At 65.8% G+C, this 13,356-nt stretch carries 14 protein-coding genes; all 14 read right to left on the bottom strand.

Annotated elements, in window-relative coordinates:
* Position 1 precedes the first annotated feature (1 nt).
* Positions 2-1,714: a Flp pilus assembly complex ATPase component TadA gene (gene tadA, locus M9921_06770; protein MCO5296540.1), complete on the bottom strand. Its 1,713-nt coding sequence runs from the start codon at positions 1,712-1,714 to the stop codon at positions 2-4.
* Positions 1,711-3,510, bottom strand: coding sequence for a type II and III secretion system protein (locus tag M9921_06765; GenBank protein ID MCO5296539.1), 1,800 nt, complete (start codon positions 3,508-3,510; stop codon positions 1,711-1,713). The genes tadA and M9921_06765 overlap by 4 nt, the downstream gene beginning before the upstream one ends.
* Positions 3,507-4,118 carry a hypothetical protein gene (locus M9921_06760; GenBank protein ID MCO5296538.1) on the bottom strand — a complete coding sequence of 204 codons (612 nt, stop codon included), beginning with the start codon at positions 4,116-4,118 and terminating at the stop codon, positions 3,507-3,509. The genes M9921_06765 and M9921_06760 overlap by 4 nt, the downstream gene beginning before the upstream one ends.
* Complete coding sequence (locus M9921_06755) at positions 4,115-4,687, bottom strand: hypothetical protein (protein ID MCO5296537.1); 573 nt, start codon at positions 4,685-4,687, stop codon at positions 4,115-4,117. The genes M9921_06760 and M9921_06755 overlap by 4 nt, the downstream gene beginning before the upstream one ends.
* On the bottom strand, positions 4,684-5,286 hold the full coding sequence (locus tag M9921_06750) for a hypothetical protein (GenBank protein ID MCO5296536.1): 603 nt from the start codon (positions 5,284-5,286) through the stop codon (positions 4,684-4,686). The genes M9921_06755 and M9921_06750 overlap by 4 nt, the downstream gene beginning before the upstream one ends.
* A complete protein-coding gene (gene pilM, locus M9921_06745; GenBank protein MCO5296535.1) occupies positions 5,252-6,427 on the bottom strand; it encodes a type IV pilus assembly protein PilM in 1,176 nt (391 codons plus the stop codon). The genes M9921_06750 and pilM overlap by 35 nt, the downstream gene beginning before the upstream one ends.
* Position 6,428: 1 nt before the next feature.
* Positions 6,429-8,108, bottom strand: a complete 1,680-nt coding sequence (locus M9921_06740; protein ID MCO5296534.1) for an HD domain-containing protein — start codon at positions 8,106-8,108, stop codon at positions 6,429-6,431.
* Between the two features lie 98 nt (positions 8,109-8,206).
* Complete coding sequence (locus M9921_06735; GenBank protein ID MCO5296533.1) at positions 8,207-9,271, bottom strand: hypothetical protein; 1,065 nt, start codon at positions 9,269-9,271, stop codon at positions 8,207-8,209.
* Positions 9,262-9,933 (bottom strand): prepilin-type N-terminal cleavage/methylation domain-containing protein, encoded by a 672-nt coding sequence (locus M9921_06730; GenBank protein MCO5296532.1) that lies wholly within the window; start codon positions 9,931-9,933, stop codon positions 9,262-9,264. The genes M9921_06735 and M9921_06730 overlap by 10 nt, the downstream gene beginning before the upstream one ends.
* A complete protein-coding gene (locus tag M9921_06725) occupies positions 9,923-10,324 on the bottom strand; it encodes a type II secretion system GspH family protein (GenBank protein ID MCO5296531.1) in 402 nt (133 codons plus the stop codon). The genes M9921_06730 and M9921_06725 overlap by 11 nt, the downstream gene beginning before the upstream one ends.
* A 43-nt stretch (positions 10,325-10,367) precedes the next feature.
* Complete coding sequence (locus M9921_06720) at positions 10,368-10,760, bottom strand: VOC family protein (protein MCO5296530.1); 393 nt, start codon at positions 10,758-10,760, stop codon at positions 10,368-10,370.
* A gap of 9 nt (positions 10,761-10,769) precedes the next feature.
* A complete protein-coding gene (locus tag M9921_06715; GenBank protein ID MCO5296529.1) occupies positions 10,770-11,249 on the bottom strand; it encodes an HIT family protein in 480 nt (159 codons plus the stop codon).
* A gap of 2 nt (positions 11,250-11,251) precedes the next feature.
* Complete coding sequence (gene xseB / locus M9921_06710; GenBank protein MCO5296528.1) at positions 11,252-11,485, bottom strand: exodeoxyribonuclease VII small subunit; 234 nt, start codon at positions 11,483-11,485, stop codon at positions 11,252-11,254.
* A complete protein-coding gene (gene xseA / locus M9921_06705) occupies positions 11,482-13,227 on the bottom strand; it encodes an exodeoxyribonuclease VII large subunit (protein ID MCO5296527.1) in 1,746 nt (581 codons plus the stop codon). The genes xseB and xseA overlap by 4 nt, the downstream gene beginning before the upstream one ends.
* Positions 13,228-13,356 lie beyond the last annotated feature (129 nt).

Genomic DNA, 13,356 nt, shown 5'->3' with positions numbered 1-13,356 from the left:
CCTACATTCCGTCCGCGGTGACGCGGATGACCTCCTCGATGGTCGTCGTGCCCTCGAGCACCTTGGCGCGAGCGTCGTTCCGCAACGTGGTCATGCCCTGCCGCTCGGCCTGATCCCGAATCTCTGCGGCGTGGTTGCCGGTGAGGATCATCCTGCGAACGTCGGACGAAACGTCGAGCACTTCGTAGATGCCCATCCGTCCGCGGTAGCCCGTCTTCGCGCAGTACTCGCAGCCACGGCCGCGCCGATACGGGACGTCGGTGGGCAGGTTGAGTTTGGCGAGCACCTCGGGTTCGGGCTCGTACGTTTCGAGACACTTGGGGCACGACGCGCGCACGAGCCGCTGGGCGACGCTGCACGTGATCGAGGACCCGATCAAGAACGGCTCGATGCCCATGTCCATCAATCGGGTGATCGCCGCGGCGCTGTCGTTCGAGTGCAGAGAAGTCAACACGAGGTGGCCCGTCAACGCGGCTTCGACCGCGATGGACGCCGTCTCGCCATCGCGCACCTCGCCGACGAGGATCACGTCGGGGTCTTGCCGCAGAATCGAGCGCAGCCCCGTGGCGAACGAGATGCCGGCGCGCGGATTGACGTTGGCCTGGATGATCCCTTCCAACTGATACTCGACCGGATCCTCGACGGTCACGATGTTCCGATGCACCGCGTTCAGGTGGTGGAGGGCCGCGTAGAGGGTGGTCGTCTTGCCGGAGCCGGTCGGCCCGGTGACGATGATCAGCCCCTGGGGCTCCTCGATCTTCGGAATGAGCCGGGTCTTGTTCTCGGCCGACATGCCCAGTTTGTTGAGGTCGATCGTCGCGGCATGCTTATCCAGGATGCGGATGACCACGTTTTCGCCGAAGACGCTCGGGTACGTGGACACGCGGAAGTCGTACTCGCCCTGGTGCGACACCATCGTGCAGCGGCCGTCCTGGGGAACGCGCCGCTCCGCGATGTCGAGGTTTGCCAGAATCTTGATGCGGGACACCAGCGGATGCTGCAGGTCCTTGGGGATCGACATCACCTCCTGCAGCAAGCCGTCGATGCGGAAGCGCACGCGCACGCGCCGCTGGTGCGGCTCAACGTGGATGTCGCTGGCGCGCATGGAGATCGCTCGCGTCAAGAGGATGTTGGCGAGCTTGATGACCGGAGCGCCCTCGACGATCTCCTTGAGCTCGACGACGTTGACCTGCTCCTCTTCCTCCTCGTCCTCGCCCGCCATCCGGAGCCCGTCTTTGTCGAGCCCCTTGACGGCCTCGCCAACGATTTCGCCAAGGTCGTCGTACGCGCCGAAGGACCGGAAGATCGCGTCGCGGATGTCCTCCTCGGTCGCAAGCATGGGGTCGATGTCGAGGCCGGTCAGGGCGGCGAGATCGTCGATCGCCGCCAGATCGAGCGGATTCACCATCGCCACGCTGGCGGCGATGTCCGTCTTCTCGATCGGGATCGAAAGCAGCCGGATCGCCACGGGGTGGGTGATGATGCGCGCCGTCGAGATGTCCAGCTCGTGGTTGGCCAGATCGACGAACGGGACGCCCATCTGCAGCCCGACGCACTTGAGCTTCTGCTTTTCCGTGATCTTCTTGAGCCGAACGAGCAGGTCGCCGACCGGCTCAAGGGTGTCGGCCCGCTCCGCAAGGATCTGGTTGAGCTCCTCGCGGGTGACGTACCCTTCCTCGACGAAGATATCGGAGATCGAGCGATCGAGGTTCATTGCGTCTTGGGGGGAATCACGGTCGGGGTGATCGCGATCAGCACCTGGGACGACGTCTTCGTGGTCTTGCGGCGCTTGAACAGCTCCCCGAGGATCGGGATGTCGCTGAGGATCGGCACGCGCTCCATGTTGGAGATCTCCTCATCCCGGAGCAAACCGCCCATCACGATGGTCTGACCGCTCGGGACTCGAAGCGTCGTCTGCGCTTCCCGCGTGGCGATTTGGGGATAGCTTGCGCCGTTTACCTGCAAGAATCCGGTGATGGACGACACCTGGGGATAGAGGCTCAGGGTGATCTCGTTCGAGTCGCTCACCGACGCGGCCACCTGCAGGTAGATGCCCACCTTCTCGGTCTCTTTGTCGAAGATCGGCGTGTTGAGCTGCGTGTAACCGATCAGCACCGGATAGTTGATGCGGTTGCCGATGAGGATGAACGCCTGCTCGCCGTCGAGCACGGAGATGTTGGGTGACGCGAGTTGCTTTGCCTTGTCGTTCTTCTCAAGCGCGCTGATCGTCGCGGCGAAGCTGAGCGGCACCCGCGTGAAGTCTCCGAAGTTCAGGCCCTTGCCGACCGAACCCTCCGAAATCCCGATATCGCCGAACGTCCAGGACAGCCCAAGGTCCTTCACCGCATCGTTGTTGATGTCGTAGATGGCGACCCCGATCGAGACTTGCGGCCGGCTGACGTCGAGCGCCTTGGCCACCTCGAGCGCGGCGTCCACCACATCCTGGGGCCCTTGAAGGATGACGACTCGGGAGACCGTGTCCGTCCCCGGTGCGGCCGACACCGTGCCGGTCGTGATGCCCGTCACGGCACCGGTGTCGCGGGCGACGATCTTCGGCGTCACCTGGGACGGTCCGGCGTTCACGGTCAATCCCTGGTTTCCAAAGATCCCCTTCAGCGCTTCCACAACCTGCTGGGAGCTCACATAGTTGGCGATATAGACGTGCGTGGCCGTCGCCTCTTTGGGAGCCGTCTTGGGAGCGTCGGGTTTGGGGTGCAGCGCATACCACTCGGCCGGATAGGCGGCCTCGAGCTTCGCCGCGTCCGCCACGATGTAGGTGTTGTCCACGCGGAGGTACTGCAGGTTCGTCACCGCGCAGATGTGGCGCAGCATGTCCGCCAGCGGAACCTTCGTGAGGCTGATCGTGAGTTTGGTGTCGGGCGGCGCCTGGAGCAACAAGTTCGCGTGGGTCTGCACGGAGAGCGCCTGCAGGACCTTGGCCAGATCCCACTCGGCGACGCTCAGGCTGCAGATGAGTTCGTCCATCGCCGTGCGCTTGACGCCTCCCGGAGGAGGCGAGGGAGGCGTGCCTGCAGCCGCGACGGGAAGGGCCGCCTGCACCACGTCTTCCAACCGCTCGGTCTGGCGAACCGCCCAGTCCTCGTCGGGCCCTGCCAGAACTCGGGGCGCCAGAGCGGGGGTGGAGATCCACGTCGGACTGGCACCCGGGAAGCTGTTCCGGAAGGACGCCTGCAAGCGGGTGGGGGATCCCAGGGGATTTCGCCAACCCAGACTCTCCAAGAGGTCGAGGGGCTTGTCGGGCGCCGGGACGGAGGGAGCTCCCGAGAACGGCATCTCGACCTCGTCGCGACTCCGTGCCCGCTTCTCCACGTTGGAAAGGGATGCCAGGCCCCGCGGGCCCGGCAGGGCCCAATCAAAGGCGATCGGCATCAGCGAAGGACGAACCACCGCCGCCGGCGTCGGTTGAGGGCGCACCTTGGAAACCGTTGGGGGCGTTCCGCCTTGGAGGAGGCTTGTCCCGGCCGCGAGGGCCATCAAGAAATCGCTCATAGTTCCACTGCTTCCCCGATCTCGAACACGACCTTCCCACGGGCTGTGACCACGGTCACCGAACCCGACGTGATCGCCGCGATCGTTCCAATTCCAGGCACCTCGCCACCGATCCCGACCCGGAACTCGGTCCCGTCGACGGACAGGTAGGCAAAGGGCGACGCCACCGAAAGAACCGCGTTCAAAACGACCTTTCGGGTCTTCTTTGTTTGTTGGCCCTTCCCGGTCTTTTCCTCAGGGTCGCCCGTGTCCCCCGTCGACGGGCGGATGCCGATCAGACCCGGGATCCAGCCGCTCGGCACGCCCCACCTCGCCGGGTTCGGCAACCCTCCGGAAGGAACGTCCAGGGGAGCCGCGCCCGCGGGGTCCGCCTCGCCCACATCGGGCGCGGACGAAGGCAATTCCAGCTTCGGGTGGTAAAACGGATCGCCGCGAAGCACCAGCTCCTGGCTCGAAACCACCGCTGCGACATCCGCGGTCTTTTCGGCGCCCTCGACCGCACGGGGACCTTGCTCCGACTTGGGGAGGATGCGCACCACGGCCACCCCGAGGACCACCAGTGCGACCACGACGAGCACCAACACCTTCTTGGGATCGCCGGTCTTCAAGCGGCACCTCCCTTGGCCAGCACCCGAAGCTCGAACGCGAGTTCGAGGATCGAATGCCCTTGCGCGACCGACGAGCGCCGCAGGGTCAAGGTGTCCATCTCGAACGGGATCTGGCTCTCTCCCAACGCACGCAACGCCGCGAGCACCTGCGACGGGGAACCCACGATCGACGACTTGAAGCCGAGTTGGACGTACTCGTTGGGCGGAGTGTCCTTGTTGAACTTCGTCACGTAGGGCTGCCCTTCCGACGAGGCGACCACCTCTTTGACGGTGCACCCGCTCCCCGTGACCTTCTCGACGAAGAATCGCTGGAAGGCGTTGACGGCGGCGAGACCCTCCACCCCTCCGACCGCCTTTACCGAACGACTCCGGTCGAGGGTGTCCATCGCCTGCTTGATCGCATCCTTGTCGGCCCGGACCGCCTCGACGGCTTGGCTTCGTTGCGCGCCGAAGTACAGCCCGCTGGCACCCAGGACCGCGAGGACGAGAGCACAGACGACCGCGCATCCGACCACCAGGCGACCGAGCAGCGCGTTGACTTTGGATTCGGCAAGGGTGTGGCGGATCATGGGGCCCACTCCACCTTCTTGATCAGATCGAAGCCCACTCCCGTCGGCGCGATCTGCGCGCTCTGGCGAGCGCTGCTGAGAAACGCATCCTTGGAACCGGGTGCGCTGCGCGCGTTGGCGAGGAACGCTTGGGCCTGCTCGAAACTCTCCGCCTCGGCTGTGCACTGGAAGGTGAGGGTGCCACCCATGACGTCGACTTTCACGCCGGAGAGCGCCACGCCCGCGGGCACGGCGTTGAGCACGCCCACCAACTGGTCGACCACACCGTTCGACTGCTTCTGCAGGCGGTCCATCAATTCGCTCTCCTCCAGCTTCGGCTGAGCTTCCTCGACCTTCTTCTCGAGCGCGGCACGCTGCTCGGCGGACTGGTCCGCCTTCGCCTGAGCGTTGTGCGCGGCTCTCGTCGCCGCCCCCTGGTACCGGTAGAGGGGGGGCGCGGCCAGCAGGAAGAGGGCGAGCGACAGCCCAAGCCCGATGAGACGGTTGCGCGAGCTCTCGGCGATGCGCGCGCGCTCGGTCAGCCGCTCGGAGAGCAGATTGGCCTCGACGTTGATCGTCTTCGTGCTACGCTGCGCGCGACCAAGCGAACTGGTGTCCAAGCCCTGCCTCCCCTTGATCTTTGCGCGTGGACTCGAGCCCGGAAAGGGCGAGACCCATCACGACGGTGTACGCCTCCTGGCGGTTCACCACGTTTTCGAACGAGCTCTTGCTGAATTTGGCGATCGTGCCGGCAAACGGTCGGGCGCGCTCGACGCGCAGGCCCAGCTCCTGCTCCAGGTATTCGGCGAACCCGTTCAGGCTGGCGAGTCCTCCGCACACGAGCACGTGGTCGAGAATGCCCGCATAGCTCCGTTCGGGATGCAGCGACCGGAAGTAGCGCAACAGCCGGAGGAACTCGCGCGTGAGCCTCTCGAGCGCCGGTTGGATCCGCATGCAGGCGGGCAACCCTTCGACGCACAGGTGAAGCACCCCGTCGGGGTTCAAGACGGTCTCGGGGCGGCTCAAGAGGGCGTCGGCCTCCTCGGTCGCCAGGTCCAGCGCGTCCGCGACGGTCTGGGAGATGAGGTTCGCGCCGAACTTCACGCCTCGGATGAACTGGAGCTGCTGGTTCTGCACGACGTACATGTGCGTGTTCGTCGCCCCCACGTCGATGATCGTGAGCGAGGCGTCGCGCCAAAGCGCGCTCTGCTCACCCAGTCTTCGCTCCGCCACGCGAAGGATGGCCTGGGCCTCCAACTCCGCCCCGATCGGCTCCAGTCCGGCGCATTCGAGCCCTTCCGCGCGCGAGTCCACCACGTCCCGCCGCACCGCGATGATCAGCGCGGGGCCCTGCCCCTCTTCGTCGACCGACTCGGGAGGCGAGGCTTCCACGTACGCATCCTCGACCGGGAACGGGAGGTGGCGTTTGACCTTGAACCGCGCGGCCTCGCGCAGCTCGTCCGGCTCGAGGAGCGGCATGTTGAGCCAACGAAGCACCGCGAGGTTGCTCGGAACCGAGAACACGGTGGAGGTGCAGGCGACCTCGGCTTCGAGCAACTGCGCCCGCACCGAGCGGCCGAAGCGCTTGGGATCGCGCACGATTCCATCGGTCACCAAACCGAGGGGGATGGTGAACGAGCCGGCGGTCTGGACGTCCACACGCTCGGCGACCAAATCGGCCGCGACGAACTTGATCGCCTGGCTGCCGACGTCGATGCCGAGCGAACGGCGCTGGAACCGGCTGGAAGGATCGCGTGGCATGCTAAGCCGCCTTCTGCTCCTGGGTCTGCCGACTTTCCGCCCGCGCGCGATCGTCCCAATACATGGCGTACAGCTCCTGCATCGGGGGGGAATCCATCAACTCTTTGAGCGTCTCCACCACCACGGGATCGAACTGGGTTCCCGCGCCCTTGCTGAGTTCCGCCAGGACCATCGAGGTCTCCATGACGCCGCGATAGGGACGCTTCGAACTCATCGCATCGAACGCGTCGGCCACGCACACGATGCGCAGCGACAGTGGCAGTTCTCCACCCTTCAAGCCGTCCGGGTACCCGCTTCCATCCAGTTTCTCGTGGTGGTTGCGGATGATCATCAAGATCCCCTCGGAGAGCATCAACGGCCGGCAGATCTCGTAGCCCTTGACCGGGTGGCTCTTCATGACCTCGAACTCCTCGTCCGTGAGGCGGCCCCGTTTGTTGAGGATCTCGTCGGGAACACCGATTTTGCCGATGTCGTGGAGGATCGTCCCCACGCGCAGCTCTTCCAGCGCCTCCGCACCGAAGCCGAGCTTCTCGCCGATCATCAACGACACCTCGCTGACGCGGTGGGAGTGGCCCCGCGTGTACTCGTCCCGGGCTTCGAGGGCGGTCGCCAGGCTCTGCATCGTCCGCAGGAACGTCGTGCGTTGCCGCTCCTCCATCCGCGAGTTCGAAACCGTTACCGAAATGAGCGAGCCCAGCGCCCGCAACAAGTCCATGTCGTCGGCCGAGAACGCCGCGCGGCCGTCGAGGCTGAGCAGGCTGAGGACGCCCAACACGTTCTCCGCACCGGACTGCGCGGTGGACGAGTAGGAGCGCGTCACCAGCGGAACGCTCGCGGCCGAGTGCACGCCCGCAGTCACGCCGTCGAACTGGTTCTCCTCGCCGCCGTCCGTGATGGCGACGGGCTGCCCCATCTTTGCGACGAAGCCGGACATACCCTGGCCCACCTCCAACTCCTCGGGGAATGTGAACTTCCCTTCGACGCTGTACGCCACTTCGGTGACGAGCCGCGTGGCCGACCCCGACTCGTCGATCAGCATCACATACCCGCACGTCGCGCCGGTTTCGTGGACGGCGGACTTCAGCGTGTGCAGGATCGTAGCGCGAAGATCGCGGCTCGCGGCAAGGGCCGCGCCGCAGTCGAGCACCGACGAAAGGCGCCGGTCGTGCGTGACCAGATGCTCCTCGCGCACCCGATAGCCGGACAACACCAATCCCACGGCCGCGCCGGCGAAGATCGTGCCGACCGACATCGCGATCGCAGTGGGGCTCGCGTGGTTCGCAAAGAGCACGCCCGCTTGAATGAGGGCCATGGGCGCCGCCGTCAACGCGACATGGCGCTTGTTGCGGCTGATCAAGGCTTCCCCGACGAGAACCGGCACGGTCAAAAGCCACAACTTCTCGGCGCCGAACGGAGGGAGGAATCCAATGCCGGTGAGGATCGCACCGTCTGCAATGCGGGCGATCCAACCCGCCTTCCGCCCGAACTTGGCGAACCACTCCTTCTTGGCGACCAGCTTCAACAGGGCCAGGTTCGCCATCGCCATCACGCCAAGGGCGACCTCGAACACCGGCGCGCCGATCTGGTCGAACACCATGATGCCCGCCGCGGCCAACACGGCCCATCGGATGCGGATCCCGAGCGCTTCGGAAGCCAGTGCGGATTCGTTGGATTGGTTCATCACGTTGGCGCGTTCCAGATGCGCCGCGGTTCGCTCCCGCGGGGCACGGTGTTTTTATCGGGACTTTTGCGCCCGGATTGGAGGGTGCCGCGCGATTCCTACGGCCAATATCCGGGCAACTTGAAGCGGGCGCGCTCCGAGGGGTTGTCGGTGAAGTAGGGGTCGTGGATGATCGTCACGTACTTGCCGATGTCGCTTGAGTTGGCGACCACGGCACCCGTAACCGTGTTCCCCCGGTTGCTGACCTTGAACTCGTTCTCGGCAAAGAGGAACGCGTTGACCGCAACGTCGTTTTGCTTGAGCAACACGTCTTCCTCGGCGACAATGACCAACTTCCCTCCGCTGACGGTGATGGCGTCCTTGATATTGACCTTGCCGTTCACGTAGATCATGCCGTTGCCGACGAAGTTCCCTTCGATGTTGAGATCCCCAGTGTGGAAGACCAGGTGGGTCTTCGTCGGGCCGAAGTCGGTGAATGTGTAACCGACCATGTTGTTGCTCCAGTAGATCGTGTCGGCTGCGGCTTGGTAAGTTGCCCACGTGCCCGTGGCGAACGCGATCGACGGACAATGGTCCCACGCGGTGCCGGTCACGTTGAAGCGGGTGGACGAGAGATCGACCACGCCCTCGAGGTCGCCGTTGATCGTGTGGGTGTTCGAACCGCCCCAGGCGCTCCAGCCGAAATAGGCGCTTCCATTGGCGCCCAAAGCGCCCGTGGTGAGCACGTCCGACCAGGAGTTTGACCCGTTGACAAACAGCGCGAAATCCCATGGAGAGGGGTCGATGCGTTGCCCGGCGACGACCGAGTCTTTGAACGTCGTACCCTTGATCGCCAACGACGTGGTGATCTTCATCGTCTTGGGAACGACCCCGGAGTTGTCCGTCACATCCGCGGTGACCGGAATGCCCGCGACGGTGACGACCCGCGTTGCGGGCAACGTCAGCAAGCCGTATCGGAACTCCGAGATCACTTCCGCCGCGGCGGACTCCGTCGCCAGACGAGCCTTGGTCCGGTCCTCGAAACGCTGCTGCGCGGTCACTGACGACATCATCAGCTCTTGCGCGCCCACGAAGAAGATCGTGATCGCCGTGATCAGGATCACCGCGAAGATCAGAGAACTCCCCCGTCGGGTGCGGCTCCGCCGCGTGCCGGTCACTTCCACCAGTTCCTCCAACAGACCTTGCGGCTCAACGTCACGACGTAGTTGTCCCTGTTCTCCGCCGCCGCCGCGCCCGCGGCACTCTCGTTGCGGTAAAGCCTCGACGTTCGCACGGTCACCGTGACCGACTCGACGGGGCTGTCCAGACTGAATCCGATCGAATCCAGGAGCGGGTATCGATACTGCCCGCCGGAGTTGCTGAAAGCCGTGACGACATCGGCACCCGTCGGGTTGGCATCGTCGTTTCGCGCGGCCTGGTAGATGAGGTTTCCGGGCGTCCCGAAGTTGCCTGTTGCGTTCGACATGTAGTACCAGACCCGTTTACCGCGGTTGAACTTCGCGATGCCTCGAGTGCTGACGCCGGTCGGCGTGCAGGAATCGAGAACCCCGTCGCCGTCCTTATCCTTGCCGGTCGATGGCATCGTGATCTTCAGCGCCGTCACGCCCCCGAAAGTGACCAGTTGGGCGTCGCACGCTTGGGCAAGATGGACCTCCATCCTATCGAGCAACATCTGGGCTTGCAGAATCGCCGAGACCTCCGCGACGCCCCGGGTCATGCGGTTGAACGTCGTGAAATAGAGCGAGGCGAGGACGCCGACCACCACCGCGACCAAAGCGGTGGTGATCATCACCTCGACCAGGGTGAATCCACGTCTACTCGTCATAGTCCCGTATCCACAGCTCGAGCACGACCTGGTCCGTGGCGCCGTTGTTCGCAGTCCAACTCACTTGGACGTTGACCTTGAAAAGCCCGCTGATGCCGCCCGTTGTCACTGACGAGATCGATCGCGTCACGCTGAACGGTCCAACGCCCGACGCACGGCTCACCACGGTGCTGGAGGCGCCTGTAGACATCGAGCCCGACCGGGCCTGCACGCGCTGCTCCTCGATCTTCTCGCGGGCGATGCCCAGGGCCACCGCCCGTTGACGAGCGCGCTCCACCTTGAACGAACCTGCGCTGAGGGCACTCATCAGGGTGGCGCTGAAGATCCCGACCAGCGTGATGGTCAGCAGCAGTTCCACCAGCGTCGTACCGCGCAGCGTTCGGCGAGCCACCGTCTGATTGTCGGTCGCCGAGAACCGTGACGAAAGGGGGGTGCTACCCGGGCAACGGCGCGAACAGATCCACGGTGTTTCCGTCGGGGTCCTTCACCTGCGCGTACCGCTGGCCCCAGAACGCGTCCCAAGGGGCGAGTTCGGAGGCGTGCCCCGCGTCCACCACCGCCTGGTGGACGCGGTCCACGTCCTCCGGACTTGCGCACAAGAAGGCGAGGCCGATCCGCTGGCCGTTTGGCGGCGTCCAGCCAGGCTTGATCTGGCGCACCAAAGCCTCCGAATCGAGCATGAGGCGCAATCCGCTCGGCAAGGTCGCCTCAAAATGGTCTTCGCCCTCGGCGGGCTCGCCGAACGGAACGCCGAGCAGGCGGTAGAACGCGGCCGAGGCCGCGATGTCGGCCGCGACGATTCCGATGGCGTCAAGCTTGGGTTCCATGCGCGGAGGCTACCCCTCTTCCAAGGCGATCCGGATCGTTTGGACGCGCCTTTCAAGCTCCTCCGCGTTCAGCACGTGGTGGCCGCTGCCCGGAGCCAGGGGTGCGCCGGGCGCCCCGTCGTCCGCGTACCGAGGCAGCAGGTGCGCGTGGAGATGGGGCACCTGGTTTCCAAGTATCTGGTAGTTCATCTTCACGGGCTGGAAGACTCGGTCGAGGGCCTTGGCCGCTCGCATCAGGTCCCGAAAGAAAGCGGCTTGCACTTCCGGGGCCAACTCGTAGGGTTCCTTCGCGTGGACGTGGCTCACGAGCACGCAGTAGCCTCGGACGAACTGGTTCCGGGCCAGGCGGAGGCGGCTCGCCTCAAGATCCGCGACGACGACGGCTTCCTCGTCCTTCTCAGGATACGCAAGCACCTGGCAGAGCGGGCAATTCCGCCCCTCGACCAGTTCGTCCCAACGCTCGGAGGGCCACCATGGCGACTGGGGCACGCTTACTCCTCCGGCCCATCGAACGGATCGTCGTCCGCCTCGTCTAACTCTGCCGCGATCTTCTCGACCTTGGCTTCGACCGCGCGCAGCTTCTTGCGGCAGTGGCTGAGCAGGGTCGCGGCCTCCTCGACGACCTGCGCTAGATCGTCGATCTCGACCGAACCATCGCGCAACTGCTGCAGGATCGCGCCCAGGCGCTCGGACGCCTCGGCATAGGTGGGTTCTTTGGGCTTCACACGTTCTCCTCGTCCCCATTATCCCCGGCGGGATCGAGCGCGAGCTCCTGCTGCGGCGGGCCGGGGTGCTTCGCTTCGAGCGACAGGGTCCCGTCGGCGAGTTGGGCGACCACGGCATCGCCCGCGCGCACCGCGCGCGAGGATCGGATCACGGACCCCGACGGCTTGCGGAGGATCGCGTAACCCATCTCCAGCACGCGTTTCGGGTGCGCGAGCTCGATCTGCCGCGCGGCCGACTCGTGGCCCGCGGAGGCGATGGCCAAGACCGCCGCGCCTCCCCGAAGCAGGTCGGCGCGAGCGGTTGCGAGGTGCCTGCGAGGGGCCGCGACGTGCTCCCGCGACGTCCCTCGGAGCTGCTCGATTCGCGTTTGGACGCGCGTCTGCTCTCGGGCCACGGCGTGACGCGTCGCGGTCTCCAGCGCGTGGCCCGTGGCCGCTTGCGCCGCGCGGGCTCGGTGGGTGGTCCCGAGGGCCGCTTGGGACGCGACCCGCGCGTGGCTTTGCAGCGTGCGCTCGGCCTCCGATGCCGCCCGGAGCGCCATCGGGGCCAGCTCCCGGCGGATGCGCGCCAGATCCTCGGCGTGGGCGCGCACCATCGTTCCGGCCTGTTCCGAAACAGCACCCATCGCCGCCCCGAGTCCCCTTTCAAAACGAAGGACCTCCTCGACCAGGAGTTCCGCGGCGGCGACGGGGGTGCGCACCGAACGCGCGCACGCATCCAGCACCGAGCGGTCCTGCTCGTGTCCCACCCCCACCACCACCGGGATCGAGAGCGCCGCGACCGAGCGGGCGATCGCCTCGCTGTCAAAGGCGGATAGGTCGACGCGAGAGCCGCCACCTCGGCAGATGAGCAGCACGTCGAACTCCCTCGCCCGAGCTTCGAACCGGCGTAGGGCACGCAGGATCGTTGGCTCGGCGTCGCGACCCTGCACCCGCACGTCGGCAACGGTCAGCACAAACGCAAGCCCCGAGTCCGTGAGCGTCTGGCGCACGTCGTGGAACGCGTCCGATTCCGCCCGGGTGATCAGCGCCACGCGCAGGGGAGCGGGCGGAATCGCAAGGGCGGGGTTGCGTTTGTGGAGCCCCTCACCGACCAGCCGCCGCAACACCTCTTCCCGGCGCCGCGCGACGTCTCCCAACGTGTACTCCACGTCGAGTTCGTCGACGACGATCTGAAAGGAGCCGCCCGCCGCGTAGAGCGAAGGCCGCACCCGAAGCCGCACGGCGGTTTCGTCCTGCAGTTCGAACGGGCTGCCAGCGCGCTGCAGGTTGCGTTCGAGCCGCTTGCGGGTTTCGCCAAACAGCACGGCGCGCACCCGGGCGATCTCCTTGCCCTTGGAATCGCGCTGGACGAGCGAGAACCGCAGGGTGCCGCTCGCGTCGATGCGCCGGGCGCGCGATACGTCGTACAGCTCTCCCACGACCCAAACCGAACCGGTGAACGCACGGTCGATCGCATCGGCGGCTCTCTCGTTCAGCTCCGCGACCGTCAGGTCCGGCGTCTGCGCGGGCGGCCCAGCGGCCAAGGGGTCGGCGGCCAGCTCCATCACCGAGGGCTCGACCACGAACCCCATCGGCTGGAGCCGCTCCACCACCACGGCGGCGTGCTCCCGCGGTACGATCCAGCACCGGTCGTTCTTCAACCACCGTTTCTCGGGGAGCGTCCTCACCAGCGCGACCAGTCCCTCGTCGTACTGGAACGTGATCGCCAGGTCGCCGTCGTCGCAAAGCCGGATCCACATGTCGCCCCTCCATGTTTACCGCCTTTTGTCCTGCGCCGACCGCTTGGAAAAGAAACAAAGCGCCCGGGCCGCATGGCTGCGTGAGGTCCCCGTTCACTTCCGACACGGAGCCGGAGCCGGCGGAGGCCA

Source organism: Fimbriimonadaceae bacterium (assembly GCA_023957775.1).
Classification (GTDB): domain Bacteria; phylum Armatimonadota; class Fimbriimonadia; order Fimbriimonadales; family Fimbriimonadaceae; genus JAMLGR01.
The sequence above is the reverse complement of the archived record's forward strand: the minus strand, read 5'-3'. Positions and strand labels throughout refer to the sequence as shown.

Bases quoted from the DNA above. Each gene is read 5' to 3' on its own strand.
- tadA (MCO5296540.1), bottom strand. From the start codon at position 1,714: ATGAACCTCGATCGCTCGATCTCCGATATCTTCGTCGAGGAAGGGTAC.
- M9921_06720 (MCO5296530.1), bottom strand. From the start codon at position 10,760: ATGGAACCCAAGCTTGACGCCATCGGAATCGTCGCGGCCGACATCGCG.
- xseA (MCO5296527.1), bottom strand. From the start codon at position 13,227: ATGTGGATCCGGCTTTGCGACGACGGCGACCTGGCGATCACGTTCCAG.
- M9921_06755 (MCO5296537.1), bottom strand. From the start codon at position 4,687: ATGATCCGCCACACCCTTGCCGAATCCAAAGTCAACGCGCTGCTCGGT.
- M9921_06730 (MCO5296532.1), bottom strand. From the start codon at position 9,933: ATGACGAGTAGACGTGGATTCACCCTGGTCGAGGTGATGATCACCACC.
- pilM (MCO5296535.1), bottom strand. From the start codon at position 6,427: ATGCCACGCGATCCTTCCAGCCGGTTCCAGCGCCGTTCGCTCGGCATC.
- M9921_06740 (MCO5296534.1), bottom strand. From the start codon at position 8,108: ATGAACCAATCCAACGAATCCGCACTGGCTTCCGAAGCGCTCGGGATC.
- M9921_06765 (MCO5296539.1), bottom strand. From the start codon at position 3,510: ATGAGCGATTTCTTGATGGCCCTCGCGGCCGGGACAAGCCTCCTCCAA.